Below are 15,103 nucleotides of genomic sequence, written 5' to 3'. Positions count from 1 at the left end.
CAAAATGAACTAACTAGTCATTTTGTCAATCGGCGGATTGCAAGGAACGCTCGGCCCTCTAAGCATAGGGCGATGCCCAAAATTCGCCCGGAGACGGCTGCCAAGCGCCGCATGCAGATATTGAAAGCAGCTCACTGCGCTTTCAATCGCGATGGGATCAATGTGTCGGTGGATCAAATTTGCGCCGAAGCCGGTGTGAGCAAGGGCAACTTCTACGGCTATTTCGAGTCCAAGGACGATCTGATTCTCGCCATTGCACGAGAGCAGGGCGAGCTAATCCGCAGTTCTCCGCAGGTTGAAACGGTCGATGAGCTGATTGGTCGACTTATGCCTTTTCAACACGACGGAGACGTTTCAGCTTCCAGGTTTGAATTGGAAGCCTGGACCTACAGCCTGTCCCATCCTGAGCTCCGGTCGACCTTCCAAACGAATCTGCGGGACCTCGATCAGTCGATTGCCATGGCCCTCCGGCGACTTGCTTCAGCGTCCGAAGGGCCATCACCAAAAGATGCCACCCAGGCGGCAGAGATCCTGAGGATTTTTGCTGTCGGCATGATGGCGAATACGGCGATCGTTGATCGAACTGACAGTGAACTGATCGAATCCGTCAAGAAGTTGATCGACCTTCTCATCGGTGGCGACCGCGTCCCAGTGTCGGGTCAAGGCTGAAGGGCATCACTCAATCGACCCAACCCATTGGGTCCACGCTAGCGGCAGTCTGCCGCCCCAATCTGGCAACGCTAATGGCAGGAATGGGTCGAAAGCGGACATTGCTGGCCATCGCTCCGGGCTCAGCCTAACGTTGTGGCGAACTGGGGGGATAGGTCGATGCTGCGCCAACTGCTTCTGCTTGCTGGATCGTTGATGGCGGCACCTGCAACTGCTCGGCAACGGCCTCCGCTAATCGACGCCGCTTCCGCATCGATGATCTCATCCGAAGCTTCGGGGACGGCTGCCAAGCGGACCGTTCAGTCCCTGTCACTCCGTCACCGAATGCGCGGGTCCGAAGGCTATCGCCAAGCCGCCGAGCTAATCCGCGACCGGCTTCGCGGCTACGGTCTGGAAGAGGTCGAAATCATCGCCCTGCCAGCCGACGGTAAGACCTTCTACGGAACGCAGCGCGCGCGGCCTGCATGGAACGCCAGCTTTGCCGAGCTTTGGGAACAACGTCGCAACGGCGACGCCTGGGCCGACGCGGAGCGGATTGCCTCGTGGAATGATCAGCCGATCACCCTGGCCCAGGACAGCATCAGCGGAAGTGCCAGTGGCGACCTGGTCGACGTCGGCACGGGTACGACCGAGGCGGATTATGCGGGCAAGAGCGTTCGCGGAAAGCTGGTCCTGGTCTCGGCCCAGCCTGAAGCGGTGGCCGGATTGGCGGTAAATAGATATGGCGCTGCCGGAATCGTCTCGTGGGCCCAGAACCAGAAACAGGGCTGGTGGGGTGAAGATAAGAGCCTCATCCGCTGGGGACACCTCGACACTTGGGAGAACCCGGCTTTCGCATTCATGGTGTCGCCGGCCCGTGCGCATGAATGGCAGGAACGCCTCCGCCACGGACAGCAGGTACGGCTGCGTGCCCGCGTCGAGGCTGGGAGGTCGCCGGGATCCTATCTCATTCCCACCGCTGTCATTCCCGGCAAGGACCGCGCGCACGAGATCGTCTTTTCCTGCCACCTCGATCATCCATCGCCGGGCGCCAACGACAATGCCAGCGGCTGTGCCGGTGAACTGGAAATCGCCCGGGTCCTGAACCGCCTGATTGCAGAAGGGAAGTTACCCAAGCCGGAACGGACGATCCGCTTCATCTGGCCATGCGAGGTGGAATGCACGATCTCGTTGCTCAATGCGCGGCCTGAGTTTGCCAGCCGTACGCTCGCCACGATCCACCTCGACATGATCGGGGGCGATACGGAAAAGACAAAGTCGATCCTCCGTGTCGAAGGCTCGCCTCCCAGCCTCCCGAGCTTTGTGGACGACGTAGCCTTTGCGATCGCCAGGTGGGTCAACGGCCAGTCGCTGGCCTACGCGGATACCGGCGCTGCCGACTGGCCCCTGCTCGATTCCGAGGGAAGCAAGCGGCCACTGCAGGCGAAAGTCGGCGGCTTTACCGAAGGCAGCGATCATACCGTCTGGGCCGAGAGCAGTTGGCGCATCCCGGTCATCTACTTGGCCGACTGGCCGGATCGCTTCATCCACACCCAGCGAGACGTTCCCGAGAATCTCGACCCGACCAAACTCAAACGAGCGATCTTCATCGGCGCTAGTGCCGGATGGTATCTTGCTAACCTCGGCCAGAACGACGTCCCCTTGCTTGATCGGATGATGCATGCGGAACGGCTGGATCGCCACGCCGCCGAACTGCGCAAGACAGCTGCCATGGCGCCTGCGGACGCCGCCCTGGTCGAGCGTTACTCTCAAAATGCTGACGTCTCCGAAGCGCAGTCGCTATCGCGATTTGGACTTCAACCGGCAAATGGCACCGGGATGGCCGGAGCGGCCATCGCTCCGGCGGCGGCTGCGCAAGGGTCGGGGGCTTTGATCTACCGGCGAAAAGCCAGTCCGAAGGGCCCGATGACTGGCTTCGGCTACTCATGGCTGGACGACCAGCTACAAGGGAAGGGCCTGCCGCGGCCTGCCCTGCTCGACCGGGAAGGTCCGGGCGACACGGCAAGCTTCGCCTACGAGGCGTTAAACCTGGTCGACGGGACCCGCAATGTCCAGGATATCCGGGACTTCCTGTCCGCAACCATCGCTTCGGTTCCGGTTGAGGAAGTCGCGGAATTTCTCGCGACCCTGGAAAAGGTCGGCCTCCTCGAGGGGCTGGCAGACAATATCAGGTAGCCAGTTCCCTGACCCAGCCTCCTAATGTCCGCTTTGAGTCGAAAGCGGCCAGATGTGGTCGTGCAGCTCGTTTTTCCGCAGGCCAATTCCGGCCAACGGAGAACGACGATGGGACACTCGTCATACGACCCAGTTGAGCAAGGACCAGCGTGGAACGCGGGAAAGAAGCTTGGAGCCAAGCGGCCGCTCAAACCCAAGGAGATCTGGGAGATCCGCTTCATGCTCGATCGGGAGCATCGACTGCGAGACCGGGCGCTCTTCGACCTAGCGATCGATAGCAAACTTCGCGGCTGCGATCTGGTGAAGGTCCGCATCGGTGATCTCGTATCGGGCGGTCGCGTTCGAAATCGCGCTATGGTCATCCAGCAGAAGACGAAACGGCCGGTTCAGTTCGAGCTGCTCGAACCCGTCCGTGCAAGCTTACTCGCATGGCTGGAACGGCGTGGCGGCTCGCTGGAAAACTACGTCTTCCCGAGCCGCGTCGATCGCCTCGATCATCTGAGTACGCGCCAATACTCGAGGCTGGTTGAAGAGTGGGTCAGTGGCATTGGGCTTCGGAAGGAAGACTACGGAACCCACTCGCTTCGACGGACCAAGGCTGCTCTGATCTACAAGCAAACCGGCAATCTGCGAGCAGTGCAGATTCTGCTTGGGCACTCGAAGATCGAGACCACTGTCCGGTATCTGGGAGTGGAGGTTGAAGACGCGCTCAGCTTGGCTGAGGCCACCGAAGTGTGACTACCCGGCCGGCGCTCATCTCGTACGGGCGCCGGCCTCATTTGGCCGTTTGCAGACTGTCCGTTTATGGCAGCTTTGCGCCCAAATTGGGCGTCCAGCTGGTTTGCGCGGATTCCCTAATGCTGCCGTTGGTTCATGTTGCAGGCCAATGGCAGGTTTCGACCCATTACTGTCATTAGCTGCGAGTTCGCGCCTTTCGACACCTATTGCGGAGGCAGCCTGAAGTCGGCACGGTTGGGCGCGGGCGCATGGCGGCCAAGGAGGACGAGAATGTCACCAGAGCTCAAACTCCTCTGGGCAGCGTGCGTCGCATTAATACTTGGCGTGATGCTCGGCATTACTGCATTCAAAAGTGCGTCGCCGACGGCAAGTCATGACGACGGTTCGGGTAACGAACGGATCGTGATGATCTCTCATGGGCAAGCTGCGGATCCCTATTGGAATATCGTCCGGAACGGAGCCGAAGAAGCGGCCCGGCAAATGGGGGTCGGGCTCGAATATCGGGCTCCGGAGACATTCGACATGATTCGCATGGCCGAACTCATCCAGTCGGCCACAAATCAGCATCCGGCGGGTATTATTGTCACCATCCCGGACGCCGAGGCGCTTGGACCTTCCATCCGTGCGGCAGTGCAATCAGGGATTCCAGTCGTATCGATCAATTCCGGATCCGACGTAGCAGCTGGACTTGGGTCCTTGATCCATATCGGCCAGGACGAATATGAGACCGGGAAGCGCGTTGGCGAGCGGTTGAAGCAGGTGGGGGCCAGGAAAGTCGCCTGCGTCAATCATGAAGTCGGCAACACTGCTCTTGATGCTCGCTGCAGGGGAGTGAAGGACGGTTTTGCCGGCCCTGTCTCTGTCCTCCCGACATCCAACGAGTATCAGGAAATCAGATCGAAAATCGCTGCGGTACTGGCAGGGGATCGAGCGATCGATGCGCTTGTCACGCTTAGCGCTCCGCTGGCCGGGGATCCTGCAGTCGAGGCGGTGCGGGAGGCGCAACGACCCGTCAAGATCGCGTCGTTCGACCTTTCGCCCGGCTTTCTTGAAGCGCTCGGTCGCGGAGAGGCCACGTTCGCAGTTGACCCGCAAGCCTTTCTCCAGGGCTATCTGAGCACCGTGCTGCTTACCAACAACGTCCGCTACGGCCTGATGCCGGCCAACCGGCTGATCGAAAGCGGCCCGCGCTTCGTCACTCGCGCGGATGCACCCAAGGTGCTGGAGCTTTCCAAGCAGGCGATCCGTTGATGGGCGGCGCAGAAGAGCCCGAGGCTCAGCCACCGCCAGCACAACGCTTTCTTGAGCTGGTCAAACGACCAGAGCTGGGAGCAGTCGGCGGACTTCTCGTCGTCACCCTCTTCTTCCTTTTCACCGCCGATCCAGCGATGTTCACGGCGGCGGGCCTGATGAACGTGATGAGCCCGGCCGCTCAGCTGGGCATCCTTGCGGTTGGCGCCGCACTTCTGATGATCTCCGGTGAGTTCGATCTTTCGATCGGGTCGATGGTGGCATTCGCCGGCTTCGTCTTCGGAGCCATCCTGGTCGTATGGCAGGCGCCACTTGCAGTCGCCATCCTGCTCACCTTTGCCTTCGCCATCTCCATCGGTGCCCTCAATGCCCAGATCGTGTTGAAGACGGGCCTGCCGTCCTTCATCGTCACGCTCGCGCTGCTGTTCATGTTGCGGGGCTTAAGTTTGGTCGGCCTCAAATGGGCAACCGGCGGTTCGACCCAGTTGCGGGGCATTCGCGAGTCCGTGACCGGCAGCTCGCTTCTTCCGCTGTTTACGGGCGACGTATCCGGAATTCCCATCGAGCTATTGTGGTTCGCGGCGGTGGCGGCGATCGGCGCCTTCGTCCTTGCCCGAACTCGGTTTGGGAACTGGATATTGGCATCGGGCGGCGACGCTGAAGCCGCGCGCAACTCCGGTGTGCCGGTTGCAGACGTCAAGGCCATTTTGTTCATCGTCACGGCCTGCTGCGCGGCGCTTGTAGCCATACTTACGGTATTGGATTCCGGCTCGACGGATGCGCGGCGCGGCTTTCAGAAGGAGTTTGAAGCGATCATCGCCGCAGTGATCGGCGGCTGCCTGCTTACCGGGGGATTCGGATCGGTCGTGGGCGCTTTCTTTGGCGCGATCATATTCGGAATGGTCGTAATCGGCCTCACCTACACCCGCATCGACCAGGATTGGTACCAGGTCTTCCTCGGTGCGATGCTGCTGATGGCGGTGCTGTTCAACAATTACGTCCGCAAGCGCGTGGCCGGAGAAAGATCGTGAGCTCCGGGCCGCTTATTTCCGCCCGCGACGTCGCCAAGCGCTTTGGCTCCGTCATTGCGCTTTCCGGGGTGTCGTTCGATGTCGGACCGGGCGAGGTTCACTGCCTGCTCGGCGACAATGGCGCCGGCAAGTCAACCTTGATCAAGATATTGTCCGGGGTGCACCAGCCGTCCGAAGGCGGGCTGTTTGTCGACGGCGAGCCAGCCTTATTCCGGGATCCCCGTGACGCGCTCGACCGCGGTATTGCTACCGTGTTCCAGGACCTCGCGATGATTCCGCTGATGTCGGTCGCCCGCAATTTCTTCCTCGGTCGTGAACCGATCAAACGCCTTGGCCCAATACGAATGCTCGATGGCGACCGGGCGGCGGATGTCACGCGCGATGAAATGAAACGGATGGGGATCACGCTTCGGGATCCCGGCCGGCCCGTGGGCACGCTTTCAGGCGGGGAACGGCAATGCGTTGCGATCGCCAGGGCGGTCTATTTCGGCGCCCGGGTCCTAATACTCGACGAGCCCACGTCAGCTCTAGGTGTCACCCAGACCGCGATGGTCCTCAAATGCATAGACGAGGTTCGATCGCGGGGGCTGGGCGTCGTCTTCATCACTCACAATGTACGCCACGCGCTTCAGGTCGGAGACCGATTCACGGTCCTCAACCGGGGGCGAACATTGGACAGCCGGGCGAAGAGTGAAGTGACGGCCGATGAATTGCAGGCGCTGATGAGCGGATCGGTTTCGGCCTAGCTCGCCCGCACGGCTCGCCGATTAATAGCGGATGGCGACGGCCTTCGATCCCAAATGGCTTTCCATGGCCGCTTCGGCGATAGCGAGGGCGGAAATGCCGTCCTGGTATCCGACCGCCGGTGTCGCGCCGTCCAATATGTCCGCGAAATGGGACATCTCCGACCGGTAGGCGCCGGCATACCGGTCGAGGAAGAAGTTCTGCAGCGCGTCGGTCTGCGAGCCGAACTCGCCCCAGACCTCGACGGTGGAAGACAGCACATTGCCGGCGCGCAGCAGCCCCTTGGCGCAGAAAGCCTCGATCCGTTGATCATAGCCATAACCGCTTCTGCGACTGTTGCTGATGACGCAGATCTTGCCGCTTTGCGTTCGAAGCAGAATTTTCGCCGTATCCACATCGCCGGCCTCGCCGATCGCCGGGTCCACGACGGATGTCGCTGCCGCATAGACCTCTACGGGATCTTCGCCCAGCAGCCATCTGGCCATGTCGAAGTCATGGATGGTCATGTCCTTGAACATCCCTCCCGACACGCGGACGTAGTCGATCGGTGGCGGCGACGGGTCGTGACTGATGATGTGCAACGTTTCCAATGCGCCCATTTCGCCGGAGTGGATGCGATCGCGCAGCTGCCGGAAATTATGATCGAAGCGGCGATTGAAGCCCAGGAACAGCCTGGCGTCGTCGCTGCCGAGTGCGGTGGCAGCGGCGCGTGCCTTGGACAGGTCGAGATCGATCGGCTTTTCGCAAAATACCGCCTTGCCCGCGGCTGTGGCGGCCACGCTGAATTCGAGGTGGGTGTCCGTCGAACTGGCGACGACCACGCCGCTCACATCCGGGTCTGCGAGCACCTCTCCGAGGCCTGCAACCTTAGCGCCCGTCGAAGATGCCAGATCGTCGGCCGAGCTGGCGATCGGATCCACGACATATTTGAGATCGATCCGCGGATCGGTCTTGGCGTTGGAAGCATGGATGCGTCCGATGCGGCCGGCACCGATGACGGCGATATTATGCACTGCTCAATCCCCCTGGAGCATGACAGGAGCCCCGGCCCTGAACGATCGTTCCGCGGCGTCCGCAAGGTGCAGTGCGCGAAGCGTGTCGCGCGGCCCTGTCGACGGCGCGGCGCCACCGTCCAGGACATCAGCGAAATGATCGAGCTCGGCGCGATACGCCTCGGCGTAGCGTTCGGCGAAGGAATAGGGGAACGCCGCTCCATGCCCCCCGCCTTCATCAAATGTCGAAACCGTGGAACCGGCGACATTGCCGACGCGCAGGGCGCCTTTCGACCCGAACAGCTCGACTCTCTGGTCGTAGCCATAGCCGGTCCGCCGGCTGTTGCTGATCAGGCAGAGCACCCCGCTTGCGCTCCTTAGAATCAGCTTCGCGGTATCGATGTCGCCAAGCTCTCCGATCTTGGGATCGATTAGACAGGCGCCCGCCGCGTAGAGTTCCACGAATTCTTCCCCGACGAGCCACCGGGCCGTGTCGAAGTCGTGGATGGTGAAATCCTTGAACAACCCACCGCTTCGCGGAATGAAATCTAGCCGTGGCGACGCCGGGTCGTGGTTGATGATGTGAAGCGTCTCGAGATTTCCGATCGAGCCGGCCGAAAATTGCGCCTTCAGGGCCGTGAGATGCGGATCGAAGCGGCGATTGAAAGCGATGAAGACTGGTCTCGAAGATTGCTCAATCTGGGGCAGCGCCTCAGCCAACGCATCGGCGTCAAGCGAAAGCGGTTTCTCGCAGAATACGGATTTCCCAGCGCCCACAGCGAGAAGAACATTTTCGAGGTGCGAGCTGGTCGAACTCGCGACCACCACTGCCACAATGCTATCGTCGCCGAGAATCTCTTCATAGGTTGCGGCTGTCGAACCCAGCTCGTCGGCGAGGCTGCCGGCCAATTCCCCGCTGTGGTCGGCAATCGCCGCTAACCGAAAGCGCGGACTGGCGGCGAGATTACGCGCATGGAGTCCGCCCATGCGCCCGGCGCCGACCAGTGCCACATTATGTACCTTCATTAGCCCGTCGCCTGAGTTGGAATGATTGTTCCCACAAATACCAATTTTGGAATTGCCGTAAATGGCTTTTGATTTCCACGGTGAGAATGAATATTCCAGAACGCTAGCGAGGGAAAATGGGAAACAAGATCCGCAAGCCGCCTGCAACCGCGGAAGAGTTCCGAACTCTGCTGCTGAAAGACTATGACGGGCTTAGCAAGCGCCTGAAGCAAGTCGCGCGCTATGTCCTGGACGAGCCAAATGAGCTCGCGCTCGAAACGCTTGCGGTGATCGCGGAGCGCTGCGGCGTGCAACCTTCTGCAATCGTCCGTTTCGCCCAGGCGTTCGGTTTTTCCGGCGCCAGCCAGATGCAACGGCTGTTCCGCGACGGCCTGCTCTCGGCCAACAACGCCATTGGTTATGGGGAGCGCGTCCGCCGTTTCAGCGAGTCGGTCAGCCGGACCGCGGCGGGCGAAGGCCTCCTGACCGAATTCGTCGAAGGAAATATTCTCGCACTCCAGAACCTCAGCGAGACGGTCAGCGAGAAGGAAATGCGCGGTGCGGTCGACCTCATCGCAAACGCGGCCGTGGTCCATGTCGCGGGGTTCCGGCGCGCCTTTCCGATTTCCGCCTATCTGGCCTACTCGCTTCAGCAGCTCGGCAAGCATGTCCAATTCATCGACGGCGTCGGAGGCCTAGCCCGGCCACAGGCCAACACGATCGATGACAGGGACCTTCTAATCGCCGTCAGCTTCCATCCTTATGCGCCGGAGACGGTCGAGCTGACCGAGATTGCGACGCGCAATGGCGCGAAGATCCTTTCGATTAGCGATAGCCGCGTTAGCCCGATCGCCAAGGCGGCCGACATCGCCCTCCAAGTGCATGATTCAGAAGTCCGCAGCTTTCGGTCGCTTGCTGCCTCGATGTGCCTGGCGCAGGCGGTTGTGATCGGATTTGCGTTCGAAGCCGAGGGCAGCCGAAAGGTTGCCCGCAAAAAGTGAAATGCTCATTGCGGAAATTCCAATGTTGGAATAGTTGTTTCAAAGGAGCAGATAGGGGCGTCTGACGACTTTGACCAAATCGCTGGACCTGGTTGCCATTGGCCGATCGAGCGTCGACCTTTACGGGCAGCAAGCCGGAGGACGGCTTGAGGACATGGGCTCGTTCGCCAAATATGTTGGCGGAAGCCCGACCAACACGGCAATCGGCGTGGCCAGGCTTGGACTGAAGAGCGCGCTCATCACCCGTGTCGGTGCCGACCACATGGGGCGCTTCATTACCGAGCAGCTTGTACGCGAAGGCGTCGACGTCAGTGCCGTTGGCGCTGACCCCGAAAGGCTGACCGCGCTCGTCATCCTGGGCATTCGAGACCGGGAGCAGTTCCCGCTGATCTTCTACCGGGAAAACTGCGCGGACATGGCGATCGATATCGGTGACATCGACGAACGGCTTGTAACGTGCGCCGGAGCCGTTCTCGTCAACGGGACGCACCTGTCGACCGTTTCGGTGTTCGAAGCATCGTTGAAAGCAATCGAATTCGCCAAGAGCAGCGGCGGGAAAGTGGTATTCGACGTCGACTATCGACCCGTACTGTGGGGGCTCACCGGGAAAGACCTTGGTGAGAACCGCTATGTCGCTTCGAACGCGGTTTCGGAGCGGCTGCAGTCTATCCTGCCCTATTGCGATCTTGTCGTCGGCACCGAAGAGGAAATGCGCATCCTTGGCGGGAACGACGATACGATCAGTGCAATTCGGGCCGTTAGGCGCACTACGGATGCGCTACTGGTTTGCAAGCTGGGGGCCGAAGGCTGCGTCGCCTTCCTGGGAGAAATTCCGTCGGAAGTCGAAGATGGATTGTTGGTCCAGGGCCTCCCCGTCGAGGTATTCAATGTACTCGGCGCCGGCGACGCGTTCATGGCGGGCTTCCTGTCCGGGTGGCTTCGCAACGCACCCGTCGAGGAATGCTGCCGGCTCGCCAATGCCTGCGGCGCGATCGTCGTTTCCCGCCACGGCTGCGCTCCGGCAATGCCGACGAAAGCGGAGCTCGACAGCTTTCTTGGCCGGACCGACATTCCATTCCGGGTTCGTGAAGATCGCGACCTGGAGCACCTGCATTGGGCAACGACGCGGCTGAATCATTATGGCGAATTGTCAGTGCTGGCGATCGACCATCGCAGCCAGTTCGAAGAGCTGATCCGCGACTTGGGCTGCTCGGACGAGCGCGTCAGCCAGTTCAAGCAGCTGGCGCTGAGTGCATTGGACCGTGTCGCCGGGGGGGACCCGAGGTTCGGAATGCTGATCGACGATCGGTTCGGATTTAGCGTCCTAGCGGAGTTGGCCGATCGTAATTATTGGATCGGACGGCCAATCGAAACGCCACGGTCGCGCCCGTTGGAATTTGAAGGCGATGACGACGTAGGCATGGAGCTCAATAGCTGGCCGCTGACGCATGTCGTCAAATGCCTGGCGAGCTATCATCCGGACGATCCGCCGGAACTGAAGGAACGACAGGAACGACAGTTGCTCCGCCTCTATTCCGCCTGCCGGCGAACCGGGCACGAACTGCTGCTGGAAATCATCCCGCCATCGCATCTGACGGTAGATGAAGAGACAACCGCGCGCGCACTCGACCGGCTTTACGACATCGGCATTCGCCCGGACTGGTGGAAGCTGGAACCGTCCAGCGATCAGTCGGCATGGGCCAATATTGTTCGCGTAATTGAGGATCGAGATCCTCTGTGCCGAGGAATTTTGATGCTCGGGCTCTCGGCACCGATCCCGGATCTCATTGCATCGTTCAATGCTGCCGCCCGGTTTCCGTTGATCAAAGGGTTTGCAGTCGGACGCTCCATATTCCACGACGTCGCGACGGACTGGCTATCCGACCGGATCGACGACGAAGAAGCGATAAGCACGATGGCATCGAGGCTTTCGGCACTTGTAGAGGGGTGGCGTTCGGCGCGGGCCGAAAGCGGGGCTGGGCAATGAGCACGATCCGGCTCACGGCAGCTCAGGCATGCGTCCGCTATCTGGCGAACCAATATGTCGAATTGGATGGAGCGGAAGCCCCCTATTTTGCCGGGGTCTGGGCAATTTTCGGGCATGGAAATGTTGCCGGCCTGGGCGAGGCTCTGACCGACGTCCAGGACCTGCTGCCGACCTACCGCGCGCATAATGAGCAGGCGATGGCACACGCCGCGATTGCTTACGCCAAGCAGATGCGGCGGCGACGGGCGATGATCTGCACGTCGTCGATCGGACCCGGTGCGACCAACATGGTCACGGCCGCCGCGCTCGCCCATGTAAACCGGCTACCCGTGCTATTCTTGCCGGGCGACGTCTACGCCAGCCGAAGGCCTGATCCGGTGCTTCAGCAAGTCGAGGATTTCGGCGACGGCACGGTGTCGGCGAACGACAGCTTCCGTCCCGTTTCTCGCTATTTCGACAGGATTGTCAGGCCGGAGCAGCTGCTCGATGCTCTTCCGCGTGCGCTTGCAATCATGCTCGATCCGGTAAGCTGCGGACCGGCGACCCTCGCCTTTTGCCAGGACGTGCAGGCGGAAGCGTTCGATTATCCCGACAGCTTCTTCCAACGACGCGTCTGGCGCATTCGCCGGGCAGCTCCGGAGCGTCAGGATATCAGGCGGCTGGCGGACGCGATCAGGCAGTCGGCGGCACCGCTGCTGATCGCCGGTGGCGGCGTCCACTATTCCATCGCATCCGACGAGCTGGCGAGCTTCGCTTCCGCATTCGGGATACCGGTTGCCGAGACCCAAGCCGGCAAGGGCAGCTTGCCGTGGGATCATCCGCAGTCGCTCGGAAGCATCGGCGTCACGGGTTCCAGCGCCGCAAACGCTGCCGCTGCCGAAGCAGAACTTGTCATCGGGATCGGGACAAGGCTGCAGGACTTCACGACCGGCTCCTGGACTCTTTTCGAGAATCCTCGGGCGACCTTGGTCCAGATCAACGTATCGCCTCACGATGCTCACAAGCGGGGTGCATTCGCACTGGTAGCGGACGCCAAGCTGGCGCTCGACGCACTGTCGGAGGAGCTTGGAGAGTGGCGGTCGCAGGTCCGCAATCGCCATGCTTCCGCGGTCGAGGACTGGAATGCGGCTTGGGATGTAGCAACCGCGGCCGGGAACGAGAAGCTTCCGTCCGATGCCCAGGTCATTGGCTCCGTTTGGCGAACAGTCCCCGATACCGCCATCGTCGTCGGTGCCGCCGGCGGCCTTCCGGGCGAATTGCATAAGCTTTGGCGCTCAAAGGCCAGCGACGGCTATCATCTGGAATATGGTTATTCCTGCATGGGCTACGAAATTGCCGGTGGACTTGGCGTAAAGCTCGCCGCACCGGACCGCGAAGTCGTCGTCATGCTGGGCGACGGAAGCTACCTCATGCTCAATTCCGAGATCGCGACATCGGTCATGATGGGCGCGAAGCTCATCATCGTCGTACTCGACAATCTGGGTTTCGGGTGCATCAATCGCTTGCAACAGACTACCACCGGCGAGCGCTTCAATAATCTCTTGCCTGCAACGTCGCGGATCGATTTTGTCGCGCACGCCAAGGCATTGGGCGCGATTGCGGAGAAGGCTGCTTCTCTTGCCGAACTCGAAGCGGCTTTGGGGCGCGCCCTTGCGGCCGACCAGACCTATGTGGTCGTGATCGAAACCGATCCCGAACGGAGCACTGAAGCCGGCGGCGCCTGGTGGGACGTTGCGGTGGCCGAGGTGTCGAAGCGCGCGAGCGTGGCGGAAGCGCGCAAATCCTATGATGAGCAGATTGGAAAGGTACGGCGGTGACCATCCGCTTTGGCGTCAGCCCGATTGCATGGATCAACGATGATATGCCCGAGCTCGGCGGAGACACGCCGTTGGAAAATGTGCTTCGGGACATCCAGGAAGTTGGGTTCGCCGGCGTGGAGCTGGGCGGCAAGTTTCCGCGCGAGCCTCAGGAACTTCGGGCACTTCTGAACAAATATGGGCTCGCGCTGGTCGGCGGCTGGTACAGCTCGAACCTATTGGTGCGAGATGCGGATGCCGAAATCGAAGCGCTGCGGCGTCACCTCGACCTGCTCCAGTCGCAAGACTGCAATGTGTTCATCATCGCGGAGACCAGCAACGCCATCCACGGTGACCGGAACCGCTCGCTCAACCAATCGCCTGACCTGAGTGACGACCAATGGAAGGTCTTTGGCGAACGGATGACCAGGGTCGCTGATTTCGTCGAAGGGCAGGGCCTACGTCTTGCATATCACCATCATCTGGGGACTGTGATTGAAAGCGGCGCGGAGTTGGACCGCTTCCTGCAGGTTACGGGTCAAACGGTAGGCCTTACGCTAGATACGGGCCACGCCGCCCTCGGCGGGATCAATGCAGTCTCGATTATGAAGCGGTTCCCACAACGCATTGCACATGTCCACTGCAAGGACGTTCGCCGAAGCATATTCGAATCCGTTTTGAGCGGCGGGAACAGTTTTCTTGATGGAGTGCTTCAAGGGATGTTCACTGTCCCGGGTGACGGCAACCTCGATTTCCAGCCCCTGTTCGATGCCCTTGCAAAGATGAGCTATGCAGGTTGGGTGATCGTAGAGGCAGAGCAGGATCCAGCGATTGCTGATCCGCGGGCCTATGCAAAGATCGGACTGGGTACGCTCCGCACGCACGCCCGGTTCGCAAGATTGGAGGCGGTCCAATGACGCTCCGTGTCAGACCACATGCACCCGCGGCCGATGGCTCTGTTCTCGAGGTAACCCCGGAGTCCGCGGGCTGGTCGCACGTCGGGTTCCAGGTCGTGAAACTGGAACCGGGCCAGCGGCACGATGGAGGCGCGCCGGACCGCGAAGCATGCCTCGTCATCCTTGCCGGAACGGCGTCTGTCCGCGCCGGTGAACTGGTGCTCGAACGGGCAGGAACGCGCGAAAGCGTGTTCGACGATATCCCGCCGGCCGCGGTCTATGTCCCGGCGGGCGTCCCGTTTGAGGTTACCGCAGAAACGCCCGTCGAACTCGCGATCGGCTCGGCCCCCGGGCAAGGCCGAGGCGAGCCGCGACTGATCGATCCGGCGCGGATGAGCCGTGAAGTCAGGGGCCAGGGAACCAACCAGCGTTTCGTCCGAAATGTCCTGCCTGAGACTGAGCCTGCGGAAAGCCTGCTGGTCGTCGAGGTAATTACTCCCGGCGGGCATTGGTCGAGTTATCCGCCGCACAAGCATGATACCGCAACCGAAGGCGAGGAAACCGCGCTTGAGGAGACCTACTATCACCGCCTCAATCCGCCGCAGGGCTTTGCAGTCCAGCGCGTCTATACCGACGATCGCTCAATCGACGAGACGATTTCCGTTGAGGACGGCGACGTGGTGATGGTCCCGCGCGGCTATCATCCCGCCGGCGCGCCGCACGGTTATGACCTTTACTATCTCAACGTCATGGCGGGGCCCGATCGCCATTGGATCTTCCGTAACGATCCGACGCACGACTGGATCGTGCGCAAGTAG

13 protein-coding genes are annotated in these 15,103 nt (G+C 61.0%); 11 read left to right on the top strand and 2 right to left on the bottom strand.

Going from position 1 to position 15,103, the window contains the following annotated elements:
- Positions 1-72 precede the first annotated feature (72 nt).
- The 6 genes from LZ496_RS12125 (at position 73) to LZ496_RS12100 (ending at position 6,610) form a co-directional block, all read left to right on the top strand.
- Entirely contained in the window at positions 73-669 is a 597-nt protein-coding gene (locus tag LZ496_RS12125; protein WP_249904985.1) for a TetR/AcrR family transcriptional regulator, read from the top strand.
- 159 nt (positions 670-828) lie between these two features.
- On the top strand, positions 829-2,844 hold the full coding sequence (locus LZ496_RS12120; protein ID WP_249904984.1) for a M28 family peptidase: 2,016 nt from the start codon (positions 829-831) through the stop codon (positions 2,842-2,844).
- Positions 2,845-2,952: 108 nt separating this feature from the next.
- Entirely contained in the window at positions 2,953-3,582 is a 630-nt protein-coding gene (locus LZ496_RS12115) for a tyrosine-type recombinase/integrase (protein ID WP_249904983.1), read from the top strand.
- Between the two features lie 270 nt (positions 3,583-3,852).
- Complete coding sequence (locus LZ496_RS12110) at positions 3,853-4,833, top strand: sugar ABC transporter substrate-binding protein (RefSeq protein ID WP_249904982.1); 981 nt, start codon at positions 3,853-3,855, stop codon at positions 4,831-4,833.
- Positions 4,833-5,864 carry an ABC transporter permease gene (locus tag LZ496_RS12105; RefSeq protein ID WP_249904981.1) on the top strand — a complete coding sequence of 344 codons (1,032 nt, stop codon included), beginning with the start codon at positions 4,833-4,835 and terminating at the stop codon, positions 5,862-5,864. The genes LZ496_RS12110 and LZ496_RS12105 overlap by 1 nt, the downstream gene beginning before the upstream one ends.
- The gene (locus LZ496_RS12100) at positions 5,861-6,610 is read left to right on the top strand and encodes an ATP-binding cassette domain-containing protein (protein WP_249904980.1); all 750 of its coding nucleotides are present in this window, start codon (positions 5,861-5,863) and stop codon (positions 6,608-6,610) included. Before LZ496_RS12105 ends, LZ496_RS12100 begins: the two co-directional genes overlap by 4 nt.
- 21 nt (positions 6,611-6,631) lie before the next feature.
- Here LZ496_RS12100 and iolG (LZ496_RS12095) read toward each other — a convergent pair whose 3' ends face one another.
- Positions 6,632-7,621 (bottom strand): inositol 2-dehydrogenase, encoded by a 990-nt coding sequence (gene iolG / locus LZ496_RS12095; RefSeq protein WP_249904979.1) that lies wholly within the window; start codon positions 7,619-7,621, stop codon positions 6,632-6,634.
- A gap of 3 nt (positions 7,622-7,624) precedes the next feature.
- Entirely contained in the window at positions 7,625-8,626 is a 1,002-nt protein-coding gene (iolG, locus tag LZ496_RS12090; RefSeq protein ID WP_249904978.1) for an inositol 2-dehydrogenase, read from the bottom strand.
- Positions 8,627-8,742: 116 nt separating this feature from the next.
- Between iolG (LZ496_RS12090) and LZ496_RS12085 the strand changes: the two genes are divergently transcribed.
- The 5 genes from LZ496_RS12085 (at position 8,743) to iolB (ending at position 15,103) form a co-directional block, all read left to right on the top strand.
- Complete coding sequence (locus LZ496_RS12085; protein WP_249904977.1) at positions 8,743-9,606, top strand: MurR/RpiR family transcriptional regulator; 864 nt, start codon at positions 8,743-8,745, stop codon at positions 9,604-9,606.
- 70 nt (positions 9,607-9,676) lie between these two features.
- The gene (locus LZ496_RS12080; RefSeq protein WP_249904976.1) at positions 9,677-11,593 is read left to right on the top strand and encodes a bifunctional 5-dehydro-2-deoxygluconokinase/5-dehydro-2-deoxyphosphogluconate aldolase; all 1,917 of its coding nucleotides are present in this window, start codon (positions 9,677-9,679) and stop codon (positions 11,591-11,593) included.
- A complete protein-coding gene (gene iolD, locus LZ496_RS12075; RefSeq protein WP_249904975.1) occupies positions 11,590-13,410 on the top strand; it encodes a 3D-(3,5/4)-trihydroxycyclohexane-1,2-dione acylhydrolase (decyclizing) in 1,821 nt (606 codons plus the stop codon). The genes LZ496_RS12080 and iolD overlap by 4 nt, the downstream gene beginning before the upstream one ends.
- Entirely contained in the window at positions 13,407-14,306 is a 900-nt protein-coding gene (gene iolE, locus LZ496_RS12070) for a myo-inosose-2 dehydratase (protein WP_249904974.1), read from the top strand. Before iolD ends, iolE begins: the two co-directional genes overlap by 4 nt.
- On the top strand, positions 14,303-15,103 hold the full coding sequence (iolB, locus tag LZ496_RS12065) for a 5-deoxy-glucuronate isomerase (protein WP_249904973.1): 801 nt from the start codon (positions 14,303-14,305) through the stop codon (positions 15,101-15,103). The genes iolE and iolB overlap by 4 nt, the downstream gene beginning before the upstream one ends.

It is taken from the genome of Sphingomonas caseinilytica, from assembly GCF_023516455.1.
In the GTDB taxonomy this organism is placed as follows: domain Bacteria; phylum Pseudomonadota; class Alphaproteobacteria; order Sphingomonadales; family Sphingomonadaceae; genus Sphingomicrobium; species Sphingomicrobium caseinilyticum.
Note: the sequence above shows the minus strand (reverse complement) of the source record. Positions and strands in the feature narration are given on the sequence as shown.

Bases quoted from the DNA above. Each gene is read 5' to 3' on its own strand.
- LZ496_RS12115 (WP_249904983.1), top strand. From the start codon at position 2,953: ATGGGACACTCGTCATACGACCCAGTTGAGCAAGGACCAGCGTGGAAC.
- LZ496_RS12120 (WP_249904984.1), top strand. From the start codon at position 829: ATGCTGCGCCAACTGCTTCTGCTTGCTGGATCGTTGATGGCGGCACCT.
- iolB (WP_249904973.1), top strand. From the start codon at position 14,303: ATGACGCTCCGTGTCAGACCACATGCACCCGCGGCCGATGGCTCTGTT.
- LZ496_RS12085 (WP_249904977.1), top strand. From the start codon at position 8,743: ATGGGAAACAAGATCCGCAAGCCGCCTGCAACCGCGGAAGAGTTCCGA.
- iolD (WP_249904975.1), top strand. From the start codon at position 11,590: ATGAGCACGATCCGGCTCACGGCAGCTCAGGCATGCGTCCGCTATCTG.
- LZ496_RS12125 (WP_249904985.1), top strand. From the start codon at position 73: ATGCCCAAAATTCGCCCGGAGACGGCTGCCAAGCGCCGCATGCAGATA.
- LZ496_RS12110 (WP_249904982.1), top strand. From the start codon at position 3,853: ATGTCACCAGAGCTCAAACTCCTCTGGGCAGCGTGCGTCGCATTAATA.
- LZ496_RS12105 (WP_249904981.1), top strand. From the start codon at position 4,833: ATGGGCGGCGCAGAAGAGCCCGAGGCTCAGCCACCGCCAGCACAACGC.
- iolG (WP_249904978.1), bottom strand. From the start codon at position 8,626: ATGAAGGTACATAATGTGGCACTGGTCGGCGCCGGGCGCATGGGCGGA.